Source organism: Nocardiopsis nanhaiensis, assembly GCF_054778635.1.
On the sequence record NZ_BAAGZJ010000016.1, the window covers coordinates 88,701 to 109,590 of the forward strand.

The 20,890-nt window shown below is 68.8% G+C and carries 19 protein-coding genes; 17 read left to right on the top strand and 2 right to left on the bottom strand.

Translation table 11 applies throughout. The annotated features are described in order from the left end of the window. Positions 1-940: 940 nt before the first annotated feature. Positions 941-2,284: an HNH endonuclease signature motif containing protein gene (locus ACYVD1_RS10480; RefSeq protein WP_460770736.1), complete on the bottom strand. Its 1,344-nt coding sequence runs from the start codon at positions 2,282-2,284 to the stop codon at positions 941-943. Positions 2,285-2,846: 562 nt separating this feature from the next. Further along, positions 2,847-3,731: an alpha/beta fold hydrolase gene (locus ACYVD1_RS10485; protein WP_460770738.1), complete on the bottom strand. Its 885-nt coding sequence runs from the start codon at positions 3,729-3,731 to the stop codon at positions 2,847-2,849. 353 nt (positions 3,732-4,084) lie between these two features. Here ACYVD1_RS10485 and ACYVD1_RS10490 point away from each other — a divergent pair, with 353 nt between their 5' ends. The 17 genes from ACYVD1_RS10490 to ACYVD1_RS10570 all read left to right on the top strand — a co-directional run bounded on the left by ACYVD1_RS10490 (position 4,085) and on the right by ACYVD1_RS10570 (position 20,647). Further along, a complete protein-coding gene (locus ACYVD1_RS10490) occupies positions 4,085-4,255 on the top strand; it encodes a hypothetical protein (RefSeq protein WP_460770740.1) in 171 nt (56 codons plus the stop codon). Positions 4,256-4,380: 125 nt separating this feature from the next. Beyond that, positions 4,381-7,242 (top strand): DUF4040 family protein, encoded by a 2,862-nt coding sequence (locus ACYVD1_RS10495; RefSeq protein ID WP_460770743.1) that lies wholly within the window; start codon positions 4,381-4,383, stop codon positions 7,240-7,242. Continuing rightward, positions 7,239-7,547 carry a sodium:proton antiporter gene (locus ACYVD1_RS10500; protein WP_460770747.1) on the top strand — a complete coding sequence of 103 codons (309 nt, stop codon included), beginning with the start codon at positions 7,239-7,241 and terminating at the stop codon, positions 7,545-7,547. The genes ACYVD1_RS10495 and ACYVD1_RS10500 overlap by 4 nt, the downstream gene beginning before the upstream one ends. Then, positions 7,544-9,064, top strand: coding sequence for a monovalent cation/H+ antiporter subunit D family protein (locus tag ACYVD1_RS10505; protein WP_460770749.1), 1,521 nt, complete (start codon positions 7,544-7,546; stop codon positions 9,062-9,064). Before ACYVD1_RS10500 ends, ACYVD1_RS10505 begins: the two co-directional genes overlap by 4 nt. Beyond that, positions 9,061-9,438 (top strand): Na+/H+ antiporter subunit E, encoded by a 378-nt coding sequence (locus ACYVD1_RS10510; protein ID WP_460770751.1) that lies wholly within the window; start codon positions 9,061-9,063, stop codon positions 9,436-9,438. Before ACYVD1_RS10505 ends, ACYVD1_RS10510 begins: the two co-directional genes overlap by 4 nt. Then, positions 9,438-9,695, top strand: a complete 258-nt coding sequence (locus ACYVD1_RS10515; RefSeq protein WP_460770754.1) for a monovalent cation/H+ antiporter complex subunit F — start codon at positions 9,438-9,440, stop codon at positions 9,693-9,695. The genes ACYVD1_RS10510 and ACYVD1_RS10515 overlap by 1 nt, the downstream gene beginning before the upstream one ends. Further along, positions 9,692-10,054: a monovalent cation/H(+) antiporter subunit G gene (mnhG, locus tag ACYVD1_RS10520; protein ID WP_460770756.1), complete on the top strand. Its 363-nt coding sequence runs from the start codon at positions 9,692-9,694 to the stop codon at positions 10,052-10,054. Before ACYVD1_RS10515 ends, mnhG (ACYVD1_RS10520) begins: the two co-directional genes overlap by 4 nt. 491 nt (positions 10,055-10,545) lie before the next feature. After that, entirely contained in the window at positions 10,546-13,488 is a 2,943-nt protein-coding gene (locus ACYVD1_RS10525; RefSeq protein ID WP_460770758.1) for a DUF4040 family protein, read from the top strand. Next, the gene (locus tag ACYVD1_RS10530; protein WP_460770760.1) at positions 13,485-13,793 is read left to right on the top strand and encodes a sodium:proton antiporter; all 309 of its coding nucleotides are present in this window, start codon (positions 13,485-13,487) and stop codon (positions 13,791-13,793) included. The genes ACYVD1_RS10525 and ACYVD1_RS10530 overlap by 4 nt, the downstream gene beginning before the upstream one ends. After that, positions 13,790-15,340: a monovalent cation/H+ antiporter subunit D family protein gene (locus tag ACYVD1_RS10535; protein WP_460770762.1), complete on the top strand. Its 1,551-nt coding sequence runs from the start codon at positions 13,790-13,792 to the stop codon at positions 15,338-15,340. The genes ACYVD1_RS10530 and ACYVD1_RS10535 overlap by 4 nt, the downstream gene beginning before the upstream one ends. Continuing rightward, complete coding sequence (locus ACYVD1_RS10540) at positions 15,337-15,738, top strand: Na+/H+ antiporter subunit E (RefSeq protein ID WP_460770765.1); 402 nt, start codon at positions 15,337-15,339, stop codon at positions 15,736-15,738. The genes ACYVD1_RS10535 and ACYVD1_RS10540 overlap by 4 nt, the downstream gene beginning before the upstream one ends. A gap of 11 nt (positions 15,739-15,749) precedes the next feature. Further along, complete coding sequence (locus ACYVD1_RS10545) at positions 15,750-15,992, top strand: monovalent cation/H+ antiporter complex subunit F (RefSeq protein ID WP_460770787.1); 243 nt, start codon at positions 15,750-15,752, stop codon at positions 15,990-15,992. Further along, the gene (mnhG, locus tag ACYVD1_RS10550; RefSeq protein ID WP_460770767.1) at positions 15,989-16,378 is read left to right on the top strand and encodes a monovalent cation/H(+) antiporter subunit G; all 390 of its coding nucleotides are present in this window, start codon (positions 15,989-15,991) and stop codon (positions 16,376-16,378) included. Before ACYVD1_RS10545 ends, mnhG (ACYVD1_RS10550) begins: the two co-directional genes overlap by 4 nt. 211 nt (positions 16,379-16,589) lie before the next feature. Next, positions 16,590-16,793, top strand: a complete 204-nt coding sequence (locus ACYVD1_RS10555) for a cold-shock protein (RefSeq protein WP_460770769.1) — start codon at positions 16,590-16,592, stop codon at positions 16,791-16,793. Positions 16,794-17,039: 246 nt separating this feature from the next. Beyond that, complete coding sequence (locus tag ACYVD1_RS10560) at positions 17,040-18,563, top strand: DEAD/DEAH box helicase (protein ID WP_460770771.1); 1,524 nt, start codon at positions 17,040-17,042, stop codon at positions 18,561-18,563. A 177-nt stretch (positions 18,564-18,740) separates the two neighbouring features. Next, positions 18,741-19,451: a FadR/GntR family transcriptional regulator gene (locus ACYVD1_RS10565; RefSeq protein WP_460770773.1), complete on the top strand. Its 711-nt coding sequence runs from the start codon at positions 18,741-18,743 to the stop codon at positions 19,449-19,451. Then, positions 19,448-20,647, top strand: a complete 1,200-nt coding sequence (locus ACYVD1_RS10570; RefSeq protein ID WP_460770775.1) for an MFS transporter — start codon at positions 19,448-19,450, stop codon at positions 20,645-20,647. The genes ACYVD1_RS10565 and ACYVD1_RS10570 overlap by 4 nt, the downstream gene beginning before the upstream one ends. Positions 20,648-20,890 lie beyond the last annotated feature (243 nt).

The following is a 20,890-nucleotide window of genomic DNA, read 5'->3' on the forward strand; positions in this document are numbered from 1 at the left end:
AACTTGTCAATGGAAAGCGACGGCGTAGAGGAGGGACAGGCGGGATGCGGTTCAGGGCGGGAGTGGGCCTCGGGGCTGGATACGATCCGGGGCTGGATACGATCCGGGGCTGGATACGATCCGGGGCTGGAGTGAGGGTCAGGTCGGGACGCGCCCCGGGGCAGGCGCGGGAGTCAGGGCGGGGACGGGGCTCGAGGCAGGCGCGGGAGTCAGGGCGGGGACGGGGCTCGAGGCAGGCGCGGGAGTCAGGGCGGCGCAGAGCTGTGGGGTCAGGTAGGGATGCCCGTGGGTTTGCCCGTGGGGCCGTGGTCTTGTGCGGGTGGTTTCCCCGTTTCCTGCCGCTTGATGGTGGCCGTCTCCGCTGCGCGCCTCAAGGTCGTCGCCATCGAGCGCTTCGCGCGTCAACGGCGCTCCACCTTGACCCGCTTCGCTACGACGGCGGGTTGGCGGCTATCAGGAAACGGGGGAGGTGTGGTCGGGGTAGCGATGGGGCCCGTTGGGCCCGGAGGGCCCAACGGCACAAGCACGGCCTGGCGGCCGTCAATCGCCACTCCCCCGGAGCGTTGCCGGGTTGGGTGTCGCGGCCGGTCATGGTGCGTGGCGAACCCCTCGGCCCGGGGGCCGATGCCTGCCTCTGCGCCGGAGCGTTGCCGGGTTGGGTGTCGCGGCTGGTCATGGTGTGTGGCGGCCCCCGGCCGGTGGGTGGGGGCTGGTGTCTGGGGGCCGGTCGGAACCTGGGCGTGGGTGAACCCCCCTGTTGGAGGCAAAAACAGGGGCGAGCGTGACTCTAGGACCAGGGCTCACCCCCCGGGATGGCGGGGGTCGAGGGCCGGGAACGGCACCCCGAAGGCAGGGCGGGGCCAGGGGCCGGGTCGGGGCCTGGGCGTGCGGGGGGTAGAGACCCGGCGCAAGCGCGGTGATTGGGGGCGGGGGTGGATGGTTACGGGTCCGGTGCTGGGGCTGGGTCCCCATCCCCACCCGCATCCGCGTCCCCATCCCCATCCCGGTTTCCGGTGCGGCCTCGGGTGCGGCCCGACCACATCCGGCGGTCGGTGCGCACCGCCCACCGGTGCTTGATCTGGTTGTGGGTCGCGCACAGCGGTTGGATGTTGGTGGCGCTGGTGGTGCCGCCCTGCCAGAACTCCACGATGTGATCAGCCTGCGTCCAGGGCAGCGGCACATCGCACCCGTGCTGCCAAGCACAGGAAGTGTGGCCGTGGAAAGCGGCCGCCCGGATCTTGGGCGGGGCCAACCGGCACGAGCGGCCCACGTCCAACACCTGCCCGCTCTTCTGCTCGATGACCAGGCGGCGCACCCAACTCTGACCGATCAACTCACGCACCACCGAGATCGGCACCACCTGCCCGGTGTCGGTGGTGGCTGGCCCGGAGTCTTCAGCGGTCTCGTCCCCGGCCAGGGACGTGGCGGGCACGGTGATGTTGATCAACGCCGTCGCCGTGCTCGGGGTCTGGCACCCCTGGTGGGACTGGGCGAACCCCAACGCGGACATCAGCGCGTCGTAGGTGCGCTCGTACTTGGACAGCCCGTCCTGGGGGTGGAAGGGCACCTGGAAGTTGTCCAGAGCCACCTGAACCCTCAAAGCGTCAGCGGGCGAGCCCCACACCTGGAAGAGGAACGTGCGGTCGAAGGTGGTGACCAGCTGGGCGCCCCGGGCGGCGTGGGCGGCCTCGTGGTCGGCCTCCACCTTGCCCGGGTTCAGGCTCAGGCACAGCTGGTGGGCGAAACGGGTGATCTGGCCCACCGACATGTTGGGGCGCGACTCTTTGAAGTCCAGGATGCCGCATTCCATTTTTGCGCGGAACAGCTCCGCATCGGGGTGGTCGCCCTTCTGCCTTTTCTCCACCCCGGCGTCGGCGCCCTTGATGACGGCGGCGGCCTCACCCACCGACAGAACCCCGGAGTGCAGCGCCTGAAGGGTGGGGGCCATGTCCTGGCGGAATTCGGCGCGCCCGATCAGGGCCAGGTCGTTGGCCTGGGCGGCGGGAATGCCGAAGGCGTGGCGCAGCCACGCCTGCAGGCTCTTCTGCCCGCCCTGCTCCAACAGCTGCCCGGTGGCCTCCAGCTGCGCCAGACGGGCGGCCATGCTGACTTTGATCTGGTCGAGGTGCTCCCACACCCGGGTGGCCTGGTCCAGCACCTCACCCGCCGCCCCCAGGGGCACGTCGCGGTCGAAGAAGGCGGTGGTCTCGTCCCGGGCAGCGGCCACCGCGGTATCCACCGGGGTGTGCCCGGTGGTGGTGGGTGCTTCAGGAGAGATCGCCATTCTTCTATGGTAAACGAAACAACCCAAGAAAGGGAGTGTTGCCGGCGGTAACTTCGGAAGTGATTCCGTCGAATGATCCGAAGTTGCCCTTTTCGGTCGCCTATTTCAGGCCGCCTGGTTCGGCATTTATACCCACCTGGAATTCCAGGTTTCTCAGTTCCTTTTTCGCCGCACACATGGACCGGCCGCGACACCCGACCCGGCAACGCTCCGGCGCAGTGGCAGGCACCGACCCAAGCCGTGCTTGTGCTGTGGGGCCCTTCTGGCCCCGAAGGGGCCCATCGCTACCCCGACCACACGTCCCCCGTTTCGTGATAGCCGCCGACCCGCCGTCGTAGCGAAGCGGGTCAAGGTGGAGCGCCGTTGACGCGCGAAGCGCTCGATGGCGACGACCTTGAGGCGCGCAGCGGAGACGGCCACCATCGGGCGGCAGGAAACGGGGAAACCACCCGCACAAGACCACGGCCCCAATACCCCGGCAGACCCAATACCCCCAGCGAGCGCAACCCAGCGGGCCCAGCCAGCAGCTTCCTGGTCTACTGACCCCGTGGGTAGGGAGTAACTACTCCACGGCCTCAGCGCGACGGACCAGTTCAGCGACCTTGTCTGGTGACTCGTAGGGGGCCAGGTGCCCGCAGCCTTCCAGGACGTGGACGTCGGTGTCCAGGAACCGCCGGGCGGGGCCGTGCAGGCGGGCTGAGGAGAAGAACACATCGTCGGAACCCGTGGCCACAGTGACGTTCTGTTTCTGCCACGGCAGCAGCGACTCCACCGGGAGCGGGCCGGGGGCCAAGCTGGTCCGGCAGTACTTGCCGACCATCGTCATCCACCCCGCGTAGGGATGGACCGGGTGCTGGAAGCCGGGCCCACTCATGAAGTTCAGCAGCCTCGTGCTCTTGTCATCGCCCGGGCCGATCATCCAGGGCAGGGTCACCCGCATCAGCTCCGATGACATGGCGGCCCCGGTCAGTCCCGCGGGGCCGATCAGCACCATCCCCCTCACCAGCGGGGACGGTTTCGAGGCAAGGGCCACGGCGGCGCCCAGAGAATGGCCGAGGACGATCACCGGCCGGTCCACCAGCTTGGGGAGGACCTCCTCGAACCATGCACCATAGGCCGCTGCACGATGGGCCTTCGGTCGGAGACCGCAGCTCAGGCCGGGTTGCCCCGGCAGGTCGACCAGAACCACCTCGCGGTCCGGACACATCACGGACGCAGAACCGGCGCTGAGGGCGCTGTTGAAGTTGGTACCGCTGAGGAACACCACCGGCGTCCCGGAACCGCCCGCCAGCCGGACCGCGCGGGTCAGGCCGATGGCGCTGGTGATATCAGACACACCCGAGAGGCCCGGATACTCGTCCAGCCGCCCCCGGCACCATTCCCGGACGGTCCTCTCGGCGGCTTCTGAGCGGTAGACACGCGCACCCCGCAGGGTGGTCTCCGGCATGGGACACCTGGTTTCGAGTAGGAGAGAACGCCTTCGCCGACCAGTCTTCCCGGCACACCTCGCGAAACTCTACGCCTGTGAGCAGGATCGGACCAGACCAAGCAAGGACCACGTTTCATCCTGCCTCCCCCTGAGCAGACAGCCTTCAGTTCGGGTGTGTTCATCCGCACTATCTTTGTATACAGTATGGAGAAACCATTGCCTATCGAAGCTCCCAACCCCAAGGTAAAGAGACTCGCTGAACTGGACATAAGCACCACCATCAGCGAACATAGGCGCGGCGCCACACGCGCCACAGGTGTGCCGGGAAGACTGGTCGGCGTCCCAACCGACCCATATCCGGAGCACTCCGCATGACCCCAAACTGCACGGCAGCTTCGCGTTCTCAACGCCGAAGCCGTTTCGGCGAGCTGTACAAGCTCCCGATCGGCAACCCGCGCCCGCACGGCACCAACGGCTACACCACGTCCTGGGGCACCAACGCCCACGGTGAACTCAGCTCTTGCCCGCCCGGGCACTGCTGAACCCCCCTAAGACGCTGAACCCCCTCTTCCACCTCCTATCCGTGTCATCGCGCGAACGGCGAAGCCGCCCCTGGGCAGCCGTTGTCCCCGTCCGCGCGACGCCAAGGCCGTGAAAGGACAGTGGCGTGGTGCTGCTGCTTCTCCTCATCGTGCTCGCCGTGACCGTGGCGAGCACCCCTTTACTAGACAGGTTGCTGGGGCGTAACGCCGGTTGGCCGATCGCCCTGGTATTCCTGGCCCTGACCGCGCTGGTGGCCGCACAGGCCCCGCAGGTACTGGGCTCCGGGGTTCCCCTGGAGTACTCCCAGCCCTGGATGCCGCAGATCGGGGTCGAGTTCCACCTGCGGATGGACGGCCTCGGCTGGCTGTTCACCATGCTGGTTACCGGGATCGGCGCGCTCATCATGGCGTACTCGGCCCGTTACTTCCCGCCCGGCCGCAGGCTCGGCTTCTACTTCCTGATGACCCTCTTCGCCGCGGCGATGACCGGTCTCGTACTGGCCGACGACGTCGTGCTGCTCTTCGTGTTCTGGGAGCTCACCACGATCGCGTCGTTCTACCTGATCGGCCTCTCCGGGGTGACGGCGAGCCGCCCGGCGATCCGGACCTTCCTCCTCACCGCCATGGGCGGGCTCGCCCTACTGGCGGCGGCCGTCCTGCTCATCGTCCGTACCGGGACCACGCAGGTCAGCGTGATCCTCGCGGACACGACATGGACCCAGGACACCGGGTTCGCGTCCCTGGTCGCGGTGCTCGTCATCATCGCCGTGTTCACGAAGTCGGCGCAGTTCCCGTTCCACTACTGGCTGCCCGACGCCATGGCGGCGAGCACACCGGTCAGCGCTTACCTGCACGCGGCCGCGATGGTCAAGGCCGGGATCTACCTGGCCATGCGCTTCTCTCCGGCCTTCGGCGACCTGTTCCTCTGGAACGCCCTGCTCATCACCTTCGGTCTCATCACCGCGGTGATCGGCGCGATCTTCGCGCTCCAGCAGCAGGACCTCAAGAAGCTGGCCGCCTTCTCCACGGTGAGCCAGCTCGGTCTCCTGGTCGCCGTCATCGGTGTGGGCACCCCGGAGGCCCTGGTCGCCGCTGCCGTGCACACCGTGGCACACGCCCTGTTCAAGTCCGCCCTGTTCATGGTCGTCGGCCTGGTCGACATCCAGACCGGTACGCGTGACCTGCGCCAGCTCGGCGGCCTGCGCAAACGGATGCCCGTCACCGCGACCGTGGCGGCACTGTCGGCGCTGTCCATGGCGGGTATCCCGCCCCTGCTGGGCTTCATCAGCAAGGAGAACCTCTTCGAGTCCCTTCTCGGGGCCCCCGGACCGGTGTGGTTCGGTCCACTGGCCGGAGCGGTCGCTGTCGGCGCCGCAGCGTTCACCTTCGCGTACTCGTTCCGCTTCGTGTACGGGACGTTCTGGGGCGAGCCCCGAGGCGAGGCGAAGGAGAGCACCGCCACCGAGGCCCGGTCCAGCTTCTGGCTCCCGGCCATCACGGCCTCCCTCGGCGGCGTGCTGCTGGGTCTGACCGTCCCGGCCCTCGACCCGCTGGTCAACGAGGTGGCCGTCAACGCCACCCACCAGGCCTCCGACGCCCACCTGCTCCTGTGGCACGGCTTCAACGCCGCACTGGGCATGTCCGCCCTGGCCATCGGGCTGGGTGCGCTGCTGGCCTGGCAGAGCCGCTCCGGTGAGGCACTGACCGGCCGCGTCCTCGTCCCTGTCACCGGCGTACAGGTCTTCGAGTCGCTGTACGACGGCGTCATCCGGGCGGGCAAGCGGACCGGCGACCTGACCCGGACCGACTCCCCGGCCTTCCACCTGGGTTCGCCGATCATCCTCATCCTGGTGATGGCCGCGTCCGTCGCCGTCATCGGCCTCGACCTGCCGCCCTTGGCTGGTCAGACCTCGCTCGGCCTGGACTGGCTGCTGGTGGCCCTGATGGTCGTCGCGGTCGGCGCCGCCGTAGTGACCCGATCGCGGATGGCGGGCCTCGCCCTCATCGGTGTGGCAGGGTTCACGGTCGCCCTGTGGCTGTTCTTCCTGGGCGCCTTCGACGTCGCCCTGACCCAGCTCCTGGTGGAGATCCTGACGGTGGTCGTCGCGGTCCTGGTGCTGCGCCGCCTGCCCCGCAGCTTCCACAAGGTGAAGCGGAGCCGCACGGTCCTGACCGCGGCGATCGCGATCGGCGCCGGCCTCACCGCCGGTGTGGCCGCATACGCGATGACGGGGCGCCGCGAGCTCTCGCCGGCCGGTGAGTACTTCCTCGCCAACGCCCCGGCGGACACCGGCGGCACCAACGTGGTCAACACGATCCTGGTGGACTACCGGGCCTTCGACACCCTGGGCGAAGTGATCGTCCTCGGTGTGGCCGGCCTGATCATCATCGCGGTGATCAGGTCCAGCAACCTGCTGCCCAGCCACTCGTCCCGCCAGGTGGTCGTGAGCTCCACGAACGCCTCGTTCAACCCCTTCGACAACACCGTGCTCATGCGTACGGTCGCCCGCTTCCTGGTACCGCTGCTGATCATCTGGTCGCTGTACCTGCTGTTCCGCGGCCACAACGAGCCCGGCGGCGGTTTCATCGGCGGTCTCGTGGGGGGCTCGGCGTTCGCACTGCTCTACCTGGCCTCGTCCAGCGACAAGGCCGCGCGGATCCGCCTGGCCTACCCGGCGATCATCGGCGCCGGCTTCCTCGTGGCCCTGTTCTCGGGCTTCCTCGGTTACGTCGACGGCTCGTACCTGCGGCCGCTGCACGCCGACATCCCGCTGGCCTGGGGCGAATCGTTCCACTTCACGACAGCGCTCATCTTCGACGTCGGCGTGTACCTGGCGGTCGTCGGTGTGCTGCTCACCGCGCTCAACGAACTCGGGCTCGAGCGGGGTTCGCGCTCGAACGGTGAAGCACCGCCTGAATCAGTGGCCCAGGACACCGGATCGGATGTCTCGGCCCTGGACAGCTCCACTACCGGAGGTAACCGATGACCCTCGCCATCACCATCGGCGTCATGGTCGCCGGCGGCGTCTACCTGATGCTCCAGCGCGGCATGGTCCGCATGGTTCTCGGCCTGATCCTGATCGGAAACGCCGTCAACCTGCTGATCATGTCCGCGGGCGGCGTGTTCCGCCGGGACCAGCCGCTGCTCCAGTTCGGTACCGAGCTGACCGCGGGCGACCCGCTTCCGCAGGCGTTCGTGCTGACCGCGATTGTCATTGCCTTCTCCATCTCGATGTACATGTTGACACTCGCCGCCTCCGGCAGCGATGACGACACCGAGGACGCCTCATGATCCCCGCGCTGCTACCTCTCTTCGCCGCGGTACCGCTCGTGGCGGCGTCGCTGCTGATCATCCTGCCCGGCCCGCTGTGGCTGCGCCGGACCATCCTGCTCGCCCCGAGCGGGGCGGCGATGCTCGCCGGCGGTGGGCTGATCTGGCTCACCCGGGACGGCACCGTCGTCGCCCACAACGTGAGCCTGTGGCAGGACGGGATCGCGATCCCGTTCGTAGCGGACGTGTTCAGCGCCCTGATGCTGTGGACGACCGCCCTGCTGGCACTGGTGTGTTCGGCCTTCGCGATCGCCACCGGCGACGACAAGCAGACCTTCTTCTCACCGCTGGTCCTGATCCTGACGGCGGGCGTGTCCGGTGCCCTGATCACCGGCGACCTCTTCAACATGTTCGTGTTCATCGAGGTCATGCTGCTGCCCTCCTACGGGCTGCTGGCGATGCTCGGTGCCCTGGGACGGTTGAAGGCCGGACGGATCTACGTCACGGTCAACCTGATCACCTCGACGATCTTCCTCGCGGGCGTGGCCCTGGTCTACGCCGCGGCAGGAACCGTACACCTGGGCGAGCTCGCCGGTGCGGCGCAGGAGTCGCCGATGGTGGCGGTCGGCATGGGCGTGGTCATCCTCGCGCTGTCGATCAAGGCCGCGGTCGTGCCCGTACACGGGTGGCTGGCCCGGACCTACCCGGCCACGTCCCCGGCCATCACGGCACTTTTCTCCGGCCTGCACACCAAGGTGGCGATCTACGCGATCTACCGCCTGTACGCGCTCGCCTTCGACGGCGACGCCCAGTTCCTGTGGATCGGCATGGTGGTGTTCACCCTCACCATGCTCATCGGTGTGATGGGGGCCGTGGGCGAGAACACGACGCGGTCGATCCTGGTGTTCCACATGATCAGCCAGATCGGGTACATCCTGCTGGGCGTCGCGCTCTTCACCGAGCTGGGGCTCATGGCGGGCATCTTCTACCTGATCCACCACATGATCGTGAAGGCCTCGCTGTTCCTGTCCACCGGCGCCATCGAACACACCCACGGCACCGGAGCACTGGACCGGCTCGGCGGCATCGCCAGACGAGAACCCCTCCTCGCCCTGGTGTTCATGGGCGCGGCGCTGTCCCTGGCAGGGCTCCCACCCTTCTCCGGCTTCGTCGCCAAGCTCACCCTGGTCGTCGCGGCCGTCGATGCCCAGCAGTGGACCGCCATGGCGGTGATGATCGCGGTGAGCCTCATCACGCTGATGTCGATGCTCAAGATCTGGGGCGGGGTCTTCTGGGGTAAGGAGCCCGAATCCGACAGCGGTGAGGTCCCCGTGACGGTGGGAGGCAACGGCTCCACCGTCACCGAGACCCGTACCCAACCCAAGGTGCGGCCCTCCCTGCTCATCCCGGGCCTGATCCTGACCGTGACCACCCTGTGCATCGGGCTCGGAGCTCAAGTCCTGCTCAGCCTGAGCGCTCAGGCCGCGGCCGGCCTGATGGACACTTCCGGATACGTCGAGGCGGTGCTGGGACGATGACCAACCTGATGTGGGCACTACGACTGCTCTGGTTCCCCGTCTACGCGGGATGGGAGATCGTCAAGTCCTCCTTCCGGGTCATGTGGGACATCGTGACCCCAGGGAGCGCGTCGGCCCCGGCCTTCGTCGAGATTCCCGTCCGCTGCCGGACGGACTTCGAGACCACCCTGCTGGCCAACCTGATCTCCCTGACCCCGGGGACGGTGACCGTGGCCGTGCGCCATGAACCCGCCGCTCTGTGGGTGCACGGGCTGTACGTGGAGGACCGGGAGTCCTTCCAGAACGACATCCGCGTGATGGAGGACCACATCCTGGCGGTGACCCGTAGGAAGGGCTCCTCTGAGGACACCCTGGTCGAGGGAGGACAGAACTGATGGAGTTCATCGACATCGGTCTGGCCGCGATCGTGGTGGCCATGGTCATCGCCGCGTACCGGATCCTGACCGGGCCCTCGCCCGCCGACCGGGGGGCCGCCTCTGACGTGGTCTTCTTCGGCTTCGTCGGCCTGGTGGCCATGCTGGGTTACCGGCTGGACACCGATCTGGTCGTCGACATCGTGCTGGTGTGCGCCCTACTCGGCTTCATGGCCGCACTGTCCCTGGCCCGACTGATCACCGGAGGTACGCGATGAGCCCGTTGGAGATGGTGGGACTCGGGTGCATGATCGCCGGGGCCGTGGTGTTCCTGATCGGCTCTGTCGGCCTCATCCGGCTCCGGGACTTCTACGCCCGGCTGAGCGGGGTCACCATCGCCGGTGCCCTCGGCACGGCCCTGCTCCTGCTCGGCCTGCTGTTGCACTACCCGTCGGTGGAGAACGCGATCAAGATCGGTCTCGCGTTGCTCATCCAGTTGGCGACCGCCGCGGTCGGCGGCAACGCCATCGCCCGGGCCGGATACCTGACCGGTGTGAAGCCGGTCGAGAATACGCAGTTCGACGATCTCGCGGCCACGTCGGAGGAGGCTCCGACGGACCAGGGGCAGCGCCCCTGACCGGGCCTGTTCCGCACCGTCGAGGGCGGCCCTCCCACCGGATACACCGGTTCGGGGGCCGCCCTCACCTCTTGCCCGCAGGGTTAAACCTCCCGAACGCCAGCGGTGGCGATTCCCACCCGATCGTGCGGCGGGCTTTTCGACACGTGCGGGCCTTGTTATTCTCCGGGTACAACGAGGCTTGGCGGCCCCCGAGGTCGCCTGGGAGACCACTCCGGGGTGACCGGGTGGTATCTGACGCCCCTCCTACCGTCCTTTCCGGCGACGCCGGTGCGCTTTCACCGCACCACCACCGACGCCCTCTGGCCGGGAAGACACAGTCGACGGCAGGACTGGGGCCAACCGGCGGCGATGAGCCGCCGTTCTCCAACAGCTCACATACACACCCAAATAATTCGTAAAAAAACTTGCAAACGACGGCAATTCAGCCTCGGACGTCCCCTTTGCACTGTGTCGACTAGGGGGACGCCCCAAACTGAAATGACGGTGACGTGGTACTTCCGATACTGCTTCTGGTCCTCGCCGCCGCCCTGCTCGCCGTGTTCCCGCTCAACCGCTTCCTCGGCCGTGACACGGGATGGCCACTCGCGGTCGTGCTCATGGCGCTGGCCGGGATGGTCCTCGCACAAGCCCCACAGATCCTCGGCGCCGGGAACACGATCGAGTTCGTCCAGCCCTGGATGCCCGAGGTCGGGGTCGAACTGCGCCTGCGCATGGACGGGATCGGCTGGCTCTTCTCCCTGCTGGTGACCGCTGTCGGCGGGCTCATCATGGTCTACTCGACGCGCTACTTCCCGGTCGGCCCCAGGCTGGGCTTCTACGCGCTGATGACCTTCTTCGCGTTCGCGATGACCGGCCTGGTCCTCGCCGACGACGTGGTGCTGCTCTTCGTGTTCTGGGAACTCACCACGATCGCGTCGTTCTACCTGATCGGCCTGTCCGGCCCCTCCGGCAGCCGCCCCGCGATCCGCACCTTCCTGCTCACCGTCGTGGGCGGACTGGCGCTGATGACCGCGGTGGTACTCATGGCCCTGCACGCGGGCACCACCCAGCTGAGCGTGATCCTGGCCGACCCGGTGTGGGGCGAGGATCCGGAGTTCGCCTCCGGGGTCGCGGCCCTGGTGATCCTGGCCGCCTTCACCAAGTCCGCGCAGTTCCCGTTCCACTACTGGCTCCCCGACGCCATGGCGGCGAGCACTCCGGTGAGCGCCTACCTGCACGCGGCCGCGATGGTCAAGGCGGGCATCTTCCTGCTGATGCGGTTCAGCCCCGCCTTCGCCGAACTCCCGCTGTGGAACTCCCTCCTCATCCCCGTCGGCCTGGTCACGGCGATCATCGGCGCGGTCTTCGCCCTGCAGCAGTACGACCTCAAGAAGCTGGCAGCCCACTCCACTGTCAGCCAGCTCGGCCTCATGGTGGCTGCGATCGGCGTGGGCAACGACGCCGCCCTCATCGGCGCCGCCGTGCACGTTTTCGCGCACTCGCTGTTCAAGTCCGCGCTTTTCATGGTGGTCGGGGTAGTGGACCACCAGACCGGCACCCGCGACCTGCGCGAGCTGGGCGGCCTGCGCAAGAGGATGCCGATCACGGCCGCCGTCTCCGTCCTGGCGGTACTGTCCATGGCCGGGGTGCCACCGCTGCTGGGCTTCGTCAGCAAGGAGAACGTGTTCAAGGGGCTCTTGGAGGCGCCCGGGCCCGAGTGGACCGGTGTGGTCGCCGGCGGTGCGGCCGTGGTCGCCTCCGTCTTCACCGTCGCCTACTCCTACCGCTTCGTCCACGGCGCGTTCTGGGGCCGACCGCACCAGCCGGACCTCTCGCCCAAGGAAGCCGGGCTGGCCTTCTACGGAGCCCCCGCGGCCGCGGGGGCCACCGGGCTCGCGCTGGGGCTGGGCGTCCCGGTCCTGAACCCCGTGGCGGAGGAGGTCGCCGAAGACGCCACCGGTCAGGCCGCCGAAGCCGACCTGACCCTGTGGCACGGCCTCAGCCCGGATCTGTTCATGTCGCTGGCCGCGCTCGCCCTGGGTGCGCTGCTGGTGTGGTGGACCGCCTCAGGGGACCGCCTGGCCGGGCGCAGGCTCCTCCCTGTGGAGGGCGTCAACGTGTTCGAGACCCTCCACCAGGGCGTCATCGACCTGGGTCGCCGCACCGGGGACCTGACCCGCTCCGACGGGCCCACGCGCCACCTGGCCATGCCGATCCTGTTGGTCGTCGCCCTCGGCGCCACGGTGTCGCTGGTCGGCTTGGACGTGCCCGAGCAGCCCGATGCCACCACCAACCCGTACGACTGGTTGCTGGTCGCACTCGCGGTCACCGCCGTTCTCGGCGCCGTCGCGACCCGCTCGAGGATGGCCGGTCTGGTCCTGGTCGGCGTCGGCGGGTTCACCGTCGCGCTGTGGCTCTTCATGCTGGGGGCCTTCGACGTGGCCCTCACCCAGCTGGTCGTCGAGATCCTCACCGTGGTGATCGCCGTCCTGGCGCTCCGGCGCCGGCCCCGCCGGTTCCAGAAGATGCCCCCGGCCAGAGTGGCGGTCACCGGTCTCGTCGCTGTCGCAGCCGGTGCTTCGGCGGCGCTGGGAACCTACTTCCTGACCGGGCGCAGGGAACGCTCCGCCGCCGCGGACTACTTCCTGGAGAACTCCGAGGAGGACACCGGCGGCACCAACGTGGTCAACACGATCCTGGTGGACTACCGGGCCCTGGACACCCTGGGCGAACTGGTGGTCCTGGGGGTGGCCGGGCTGATCATCATCGCTGTACTCAACTCCAGCGGCCTGCTGCCCCCGCACAAGGACCGCAAGATCGTCGTCGGCCGGTCGAGCGCCGTCTTCGACGCGGACAACAACACTCTGATCATGCGCTCCGTGGCATTCGTCCTGCTGCCGCTGATCGTGTTCTGGTCGCTGACGCTGATGCTGCGCGGCCACACCGACACCGGTGGCGGGTTCATCGCCGGCCTGGTCGGCGGGGCGGGCTTCGCCCTGGTGTACCTGGCGGCACCCAGCGCTTCGGTCGCCCGGATCCACCTCTCCTATCCCAGGATCATCGGCGGCGGTGTCGCCATCGCCCTCGTCTCGGGTCTTCTCGGCTTCCTGGACGGATCGTTCCTGCGCCCGTTGGACTCCTACATCCCGCTGCCCTGGAGCAGCGAGGAGTACCACTTCACCACTGCGCTGGTGTTCGACGTCGGCGTCTATCTGGGCGTCGTCGGCGTCGTACTGACCGCCCTCAACCAACTCGGCATGGATGAGACCGCACCGGGCGACTCCACGGTCGGAACCATGCAGCCTACGGCGGACCAGCCTCCGACCATCACCGTGGCAGGGGCAGTCGGCGCGGCCGGACCGTCCGGGCCAGGGTCACCGCGTAGGGCGGCGGGACCGCCCGAGGAACCGGAGCCGCCGCACAGGAACGAGGAGAACGGAGACACACGATGACCCTCCCGCTCACCGTCGGTGTCCTGATCGCCGGCGCGGTCTTCCTGATCCTCCAGAGGGGCACGGTCCGGATCGTCCTGGGCTTCGTGCTCCTGGGACACGGGGTGAACCTCATGCTCATGTCCGCGGGCGGTGCCTACCAGCGCAACCAACCCCTCCTGGGCTACACCCGGCCGGAGGACGCCGCCGACCCGCTGCCGCAGGCCTTCGTGCTGACCGCGATCGTCATCGCCTTCTCGATCACGATCTACCTGCTCACGCTGGCCGCCACCAAGGCCGACGACGAGACCGAGGACGCCTCATGACGACCGCGCTCCTTTCCCTCCTGGTCGCCGTGCCCCTGGCCGTCGCGGCCGTCCTGGTCCTCCTTCCCCTGCCGACCTGGTTCTCCCGCACACTGATGCTCGCCCCCAGCGCGCTGGGCCTGGCGGCGAGCACCGGTCTGCTGTGGATCACCCGGGACGGGGAGATCCTCGCCCACAACGTGGCCCTGTGGCCGGACGGGGTCGCCATCCCCCTGGTCGTGGACACCCTCAGCGCGCTGATGCTCTGGACCACGTCGCTCCTGGTCCTGGTGTGCGGTGCCTTCTCCATCGCCGTCGGGGACGACCGGGCCTCCTACTTCCGGGCGCTGGTGCTGGTCCTGTCCGCCGGTGTCTCCGGGGCCCTGATGACCGGCGACCTGTTCAACCTGTTCGTGTTCATCGAGGTCATGCTGCTGCCCGCCTACGGGCTGCTCACCATGCTGGGCTCGACCGGGCGGATCGGGGCCGGGCGCATCTACGTGATGCTCAACCTGCTGACGTCCACGATCTTCCTCGCGGGTGTGGCCCTGGTCTACGGCGCCGCCGGGACCGTGCACCTGGGTGAGCTGGCCGGTGCGGCCAAGGAGTCGCCGATGGTGGCGGTCGGCATGGGCGTGGTCATCCTCGCGCTGTCGGTCAAGGCCGCAGTCGTGCCCGTGCACGGCTGGCTGACCCGTACGTACACAGGCACGTCGGTCGCTGTGACCGCCCTGTTCTCCGGGCTGCACACCAAGGTGGCGATCTACGCGATCTACCGCCTGTACGCACTCGCCTTCGACGGCGACTCACGGTTCCTGTGGATCGGGGTGCTCGCGTTCTCACTGACCATGGTGATCGGGGTGCTCGGTGCCGTGGGCGAGAACACGACGCGGTCGATCCTGGTGTTCCACATGATCAGCCAGATCGGGTACATCCTGCTGGGCGTCGCGCTCTTCACCCAGCTCGGGCTCATGGCGGGCATCTTCTACCTGATCCACCACATGATCGTGAAGGCCTCGCTGTTCCTATCCACCGGCGCCATCGAACACACCCACGGCACCGGAGCACTGGACCGGCTCGGCGGCATCGCCAGACGAGAACCCCTCCTCGCCCTGGTGTTCATGGCCGCGGCACTGTCCCTGGCAGGGCTCCCACCCTTCTCCGGCTTCGTCGCCAAGCTCACCCTGGTCGCGGGTTCGTTCCAGGCCGGTGAGTGGGCGGCGGCCTTGGTAGCCGTCGCGGTCAGCCTCTTCACCCTCATGTCCATGCTGAAGATCTGGGGCAGCGTGTTCTGGGGAAAACCGCCCGAGGAGAAGGCAGAGGAGAACGGGTCCGAGGGTGTCCGGGGCGACGTCCCAGCGCAGGGCACCGGCGGTACCGGCACCGCGACCGAGACCCGGACGGAAGACCCGCCCCGGGTTCGGCCGGCCCTGCTGCTCCCCGGCCTGGTGCTGGCCGCACTGACCCTGTGCATCGGGCTGGGCGCCCAGGTACTGCTGGACCTGAGCGGGCAGGCGGCCGCCAACCTCCTGGACACGTCCACCTACGTCGAGGCGGTGCTTCGATGACCGTGAAAAGCGTTCTGGTCTGGCTCCTGGGGATGCTGTGGCTCCCCGTCTACCTGGTCTACGACCTCGTGGCCGGATCACTCCGAGTGGGGTGGGAGATCCTCACCCCGGGCAGTTCGGTGACCCCGGCGTTCGTCGAGGTGCCCCTGCGCTGCCGGACCGACTTCGAGATCAGCGTCATGGCCAACCTCATCTCGCTCGCACCCGGGTCCATCACCGTGGCCGCGCGCCACGATCCGGCGACGGTGTGGGTGCACGCCGTGTTCGCCCGGGACCACAGGACAGTCCTGCACGAGGTCCACCTGATGGAGGACCAGGTACTGAGGGCGACCCGGCCGAAGGGGGTCCCGCCACGTCCTGAGGACCTGGAACGAGACGAAGGGGGGAAACGCTGGTGAGCTTCGCCGGTATGGCCATGGTCGTCATCATCGCGGCCATGATCATCGCCGTCTACCGAGTCCTGCTCGGCCCCACGGGCGCCGACCGGGGCGCCGGGTCCGACCTGGTCTTCTACGGGTTCGTGAGCCTGATCGCCCTGCTGGGTGCCCTGCTGCCGAGCTCGCTGCTCGTCGACGTGGTCCTGGTCGCCACCCTGGTGGGGCTCCTCGCCGCCATCTCGCTGGCCCGTCTGACCGCTGGAGGCAAACGATGAACCTCGACGACATCGGCGGCGCGGTCATGCTCCTCGGCTCCTTGGTGTTCCTCGTGGGGGCCCTCGGCGTGATCCGGATGCCCGACGTCTACACCCGGCTGAACGCCTTGACGATCTCCGGCGCCCTGGGTACCGGGCTCGTGCTGGTCGGCCTGTTCCTGCACTACCCGTCGTGGGAGAACGCCATCAAGGTGGGCCTCGCCGTCTTCATCCAGCTCGCGACGACGGCGGTCGGCGGTTCCGCGATGGCCCGCGCCGGTTACCTGATCGGATCGCCCCGGACCGCGAGCACCCGCTTCGACGACCTCGAGGTGGAGGAGAACGACACGCTCACTGACGAACAGCACCCCGGGTACTCCCGGCCCTCCCCGGAAAACCCGGGGTGAACGGATTTCCGCACCCGTTCGTTACCACGTGTGGCGGTGCCTTGTGACACACCGAATTTTTCAGACAGCAAGAACATCCTGTGCTAGGTTCAGAGGAGTTGCAGTCGTGGTTCCCGTTTTGGATTTGCATCGTTTTCGGGGGATCACCGCGGTGACGGGAAAATCGTCAGACCGCGGTTTTCTTCTATGCTCCCGAACGAGAGGTACATCCATGGCGACTGGCAAGGTCAAGTGGTTCAACGGCGACAAGGGCTTCGGCTTCATCGAGCAGGACGGCGGCGGCGCTGACGTCTTCGCCCACTACTCGGCGATCCAGGCCAACGGCTACCGCGAGCTCGCGGACGGCCAGGCGGTGGAGTTCGACGTCACCCAGGGCGCCAAGGGCCTCCAGGCCGACAACATCACCCTGATCTAACCGAGCTGAAGCTCGTTAAGCGGCAGGGGCCCGCCCTCAGGGCGCCGGGCCCCTGGCCGTTTTCTTGATTTACCGGACCGGTTTTCTGGCCGTCGTTTTCCGACTGGCACCGGTCATCCGCCACGACCCCGGGTTCTCCGTGCGGGCCGTGGATCTCGAAGTATTTCCTCCGGCGCACATCCGGTGCCTCATTTTGAAGCCCCGAGGGCTTCCCGCCCGGCACGCGCCGTCGGCGAAAGGTCTCACATGAACCAAGCTCGCACCAACGAGCGCCGCGGCCGCTCCTCCAACGGCCCCGCCCCCTACGGCCGTCAGCGCCCCCGCCGTTCCTTCGACGGACCCCGGCGCGGCGGCGGCTACCAGGGCCGCGGCGGCCGCTCCGGCGGCTACCAAGGCCGCGGCGGCGGCCATTCCGGCGGAGAGTTCGCGCTCCCCGTCACTGTCAACCCCGGGCTCGACCCGGTCCACGACTTCCAGGACCTGGAGATGTCCGCGCCGCTGAAGTCGACGCTGGCCCGCCAGGGTCTGACCACCCCGTCCGCGATCCAGGCGGCCACGCTGCCGAACTCACTGGCCGGACGGGACGTCCTCGGCCGAAGCCAGACCGGCTCCGGCAAGACGCTGGCCTTCGGGCTCGCGTTGCTCTCCCGCCTCGACGGCCGCAGCGCCGATGCGCACCGCCCGCTGGCCGTGGTCCTCGCTCCCACCCGCGAGCTCGCCCAGCAGGTCACCGACTCCCTCACGCCCTACGCCCGATCGGTGCGGGTGCGCATGGCGACCGTGGTGGGCGGCATGCCCATCCACCGCCAGGCCCGCGCCCTGCGTCAGGGTGTCGAGCTGCTCGTCGCCACCCCGGGCCGCCTGCGCGACCTGATGGAGCGCGGCGACTGTGTACTGGACCAGGTCGAGAACGTCGTCCTGGACGAGGCCGACCAGATGACCGACATGGGCTTCATGCCGCAGGTCACCGCGATCCTGGAGCAGGTGCCCACCACCGGGCAGCGGATGCTGTTCTCGGCCACCCTGGACCGGAACGTGGACCAGCTGGTGCGCCGCTTCCTCAACGACCCCGTCGTCCACTCGGTCGACCCGTCCGAGGGCGCGGTCTCCACCATGGAGCACCACGTCCTGCACGTGTCCCACGCGGAGAAGCAGGCGACCGCCACCCAGATCGCGGCCCGGGACGGCCAGGTGCTCATGTTCCTGGACACCAAACACGCCGTGGACCGGATGGCCCAGCACCTGCTGAACAGCGGTGTCCGAGCGGCCCCGCTGCACGGCGGCCGTTCCCAGCCCCAGCGCACCCGTACCCTCAAGCAGTTCAAGGAGGGCACGGTCACCGCGCTGATCGCCACGAACGTCGCCGCGCGCGGCATCCACGTGGACGGCCTGGACCTGGTCGTCAACATCGACCCGCCCACGGACCACAAGGACTACCTGCACCGGGGCGGGCGCACCGCCCGCGCTGGCGAGTCCGGCAACGTGGTCACGCTCGTACTGCCCAACCAGCGGCGCGACATGACCCGTCTGATGCACCGCGCCCGGATCGACGCGCAGACCGCCCAGGTCCAGGCCGACGACCCGGAACTGGCCCGCGTGACCGGCGCCCGCGCGCCGTCGGGTGTGCCGGTGGCCCTGCCTGCCGAGCCCCGTCGCGAGAACCGCCAGCGCGGCCCGCGCGGCGGCGGCTACCGAGGCGGTTCCGGTGGCGGCTCGCGTGGGGGTTCCTCACAGCGCGGACGGCGCCCGCGCCGCGCACCGCAGGCCTAGGTCCTGGACCCCGGTAGGGCCGGGGCGCAGAGATTGTGCACGGAGCCCCGCCACCCCTTGGATTCGTCCCGGGGTGGCGGGGCTCCGTGCTGTCCCGGTTCGGGTCGGCCTCTTGTGCACGGTCCGCTGCACCCTCTAGGCTCCGTGTAAATGTCGGACATTTAGAGGGGTGAGACCGTGGCGCCGACCACCCAACCCACCCGAGGCGAGCCCTTGGTCGTGCAGGTCAGCAAGCGGTTCCGGGAGCGCATCGCCGACGGCGACTGGCCAGTCCACGGCCGCATCCCCGGCGAGAAGCATCTCGCCCAGGAACTCGGGGTCAGCCGGGGAACCGTCCGCGAAGCACTGCGCGCACTCACCTTGGCCGGATTGCTGGAGCCCCGCGTGGGCGACGGCACCTACGTGCGCGCCAGCGACGAGCTCACGACCCTGCTCGGGCAGGGCGGCGGCACCGAACTCGAACACGTCCTGGACGTGCGCGGCGTTCTGGAGGTGGCCGCCGCCGAACGCGCCGCGCGCCAGCGCACCGACGAACATCTGGCGGCGATGCGCGACGCCCTCTCCGAGCGGTCCGCGGCCGAACACGCCGACGACGCCACCGCCTACGTGGACGCCGACTCCCGTTTCCACCGCGCCGTGGTCGAGGCCGCGGGCAACCCCCTGCTCACCAGGCTCTACGACGCCCTCAGGGAGAACGTGGTCGAGTCCATCCGCCGCACCACCACCCTCCCGGAAGAACAGGGCCTGACCGACCTGCACCAAGGGCTGCTGTCGGCGATCGAGGCCGGAGTACCCGATCGCGCACGCACCTGCGCGATCGCCCTCGCGGACGAGCTGGGATTCATCAGCGCCGTGGTCGACGGCGACGGTCGGAACGGAACGGCGTGAACGACACGGTGGTAGCCCCTCCCAGAACCTGGCCCCGGGCCCTCCTCGCCCTGGGCGCGCTGCTCTTGGTGGCCTCCTGCCTGCGCCCCGCCCTGACCACTGTCGGTCCGGTCCTGGAACAGATCGGCGCCACCACCGGACTGTCCGACGGCGCATTGGGGTTGCTGACCGCACTCCCCCTGCTGGGCTTCGCCCTGTTCTCCTCGATCGTCCACGGTCCGGCCGCGCGCTGGGGTGTGGACCGCGTGCTCCTGGCCGCGCTGGCCGTACTGGCCGCCGGGATCGCGATCCGTTCCCTCCCGGCCATGCCCGCGCTGTGGATCGGCACCGCGATGATCGGCGCCGGAGTGGCCTTCGGGAACGTTCTCGTGCCGGTGATCCTGCGGCGCGACCACCCGAAGAGGATCGCCCTGTTCACCGGCGTGTCCACCTCGGTGATGACCGGGTTCGCCGCCGTTGGCGCCGGATTGGCGGTTCCGCTCGCCGCGGCCCTGGGCGGCTGGCGGATCTCGCTCGGCCTGTGGGCGGTTCCGGTGGTGGTCGCATTTCTGCTCTGGGCGGCCCGGTCCCACTGGATTCCAGCCGCCGTGCCCGCCCCTTCCGCTACCGGCACCCCCAGCGAACCCACCGGCTCGGTGTGGCGCTCGGCGACCGCCTGGCAGGTCACCGCGTTCATGGGGTTGCAGTCGACCGCCTTCTTCACCCTCATCAACTGGCTGCCGTCCGTGGAAACTGCCCGGGGCGTGCCCCCGGAGACCGCCGGTTGGCACCTGTTCGCGCTCCAGATCGCCGGGGTGGTCGCCGGGCTGGCCGTCTCCGCCCTCATGGGCCGAAGAGCCGAGCAGCGCCCGGCCTGCCTCGCGGTGAGCCTGGCCATCCTGGTGGCGATGGCGGGTCTGCTGTGGGTCCCGCAGTGGGGCTTCTTGTGGATCCTGCTCGCCGGAACCGGCACGGGCAGTTCGATCGTGGTCGCGCTCGCCCTGATCGGCCTCCGCGGCCGGAGCCAGTCGGAGACCACCCGCCTGTCGGGGATGGCCCAGTCCATGGGTTACCTCCTCGCCGCGGGCGGTCCCGCGGCGGCAGGTGCCCTCATCCAGATCACGGGGTCCCCGGACCTGGTGTTGGTTCTGGTGGGCGGGTTGGCCCTGGCACAGACGGTGGTCGCCTTCTGGGCGGGTCGCGACCGGAGGGTCTGACCCGAGCGCACTGGGAGTCTCGGGTGCGCTGGGGGTCCGTTCAGCCTGTTCCCGCTGTTGTCGGACGACCTTCATCCACTGCGGGAGCGCGCCGTGTTCGAGCATGTAGGCGATCCTGGGGTTGCCCTGTTGGCTGGGGTGTCCTCCTTTCCCGCCGCCCGATTGTGGCCGTCTCCGCTGCGCGCCTCAAGGTCGTCGCCATCGAGCGCTTCGCGCGTCAACGGCGCTCCACCTTGACCCGCT

Excerpts from the sequence above, each read along its gene's own strand:
- ACYVD1_RS10530 (WP_460770760.1), top strand. The coding sequence starts at position 13,485 with ATGACCCTCCCGCTCACCGTCGGTGTCCTGATCGCCGGCGCGGTCTTC.
- ACYVD1_RS10560 (WP_460770771.1), top strand. The coding sequence starts at position 17,040 with ATGAACCAAGCTCGCACCAACGAGCGCCGCGGCCGCTCCTCCAACGGC.
- ACYVD1_RS10480 (WP_460770736.1), bottom strand. The coding sequence starts at position 2,284 with ATGGCGATCTCTCCTGAAGCACCCACCACCACCGGGCACACCCCGGTG.
- ACYVD1_RS10510 (WP_460770751.1), top strand. The coding sequence starts at position 9,061 with ATGACCAACCTGATGTGGGCACTACGACTGCTCTGGTTCCCCGTCTAC.
- ACYVD1_RS10490 (WP_460770740.1), top strand. The coding sequence starts at position 4,085 with ATGACCCCAAACTGCACGGCAGCTTCGCGTTCTCAACGCCGAAGCCGT.
- ACYVD1_RS10505 (WP_460770749.1), top strand. The coding sequence starts at position 7,544 with ATGATCCCCGCGCTGCTACCTCTCTTCGCCGCGGTACCGCTCGTGGCG.
- ACYVD1_RS10535 (WP_460770762.1), top strand. The coding sequence starts at position 13,790 with ATGACGACCGCGCTCCTTTCCCTCCTGGTCGCCGTGCCCCTGGCCGTC.
- mnhG (WP_460770756.1), top strand. The coding sequence starts at position 9,692 with ATGAGCCCGTTGGAGATGGTGGGACTCGGGTGCATGATCGCCGGGGCC.
- ACYVD1_RS10500 (WP_460770747.1), top strand. The coding sequence starts at position 7,239 with ATGACCCTCGCCATCACCATCGGCGTCATGGTCGCCGGCGGCGTCTAC.
- ACYVD1_RS10555 (WP_460770769.1), top strand. The coding sequence starts at position 16,590 with ATGGCGACTGGCAAGGTCAAGTGGTTCAACGGCGACAAGGGCTTCGGC.
- ACYVD1_RS10540 (WP_460770765.1), top strand. The coding sequence starts at position 15,337 with ATGACCGTGAAAAGCGTTCTGGTCTGGCTCCTGGGGATGCTGTGGCTC.
- ACYVD1_RS10545 (WP_460770787.1), top strand. The coding sequence starts at position 15,750 with ATGGCCATGGTCGTCATCATCGCGGCCATGATCATCGCCGTCTACCGA.
- ACYVD1_RS10515 (WP_460770754.1), top strand. The coding sequence starts at position 9,438 with ATGGAGTTCATCGACATCGGTCTGGCCGCGATCGTGGTGGCCATGGTC.
- ACYVD1_RS10485 (WP_460770738.1), bottom strand. The coding sequence starts at position 3,731 with ATGCCGGAGACCACCCTGCGGGGTGCGCGTGTCTACCGCTCAGAAGCC.
- mnhG (WP_460770767.1), top strand. The coding sequence starts at position 15,989 with ATGAACCTCGACGACATCGGCGGCGCGGTCATGCTCCTCGGCTCCTTG.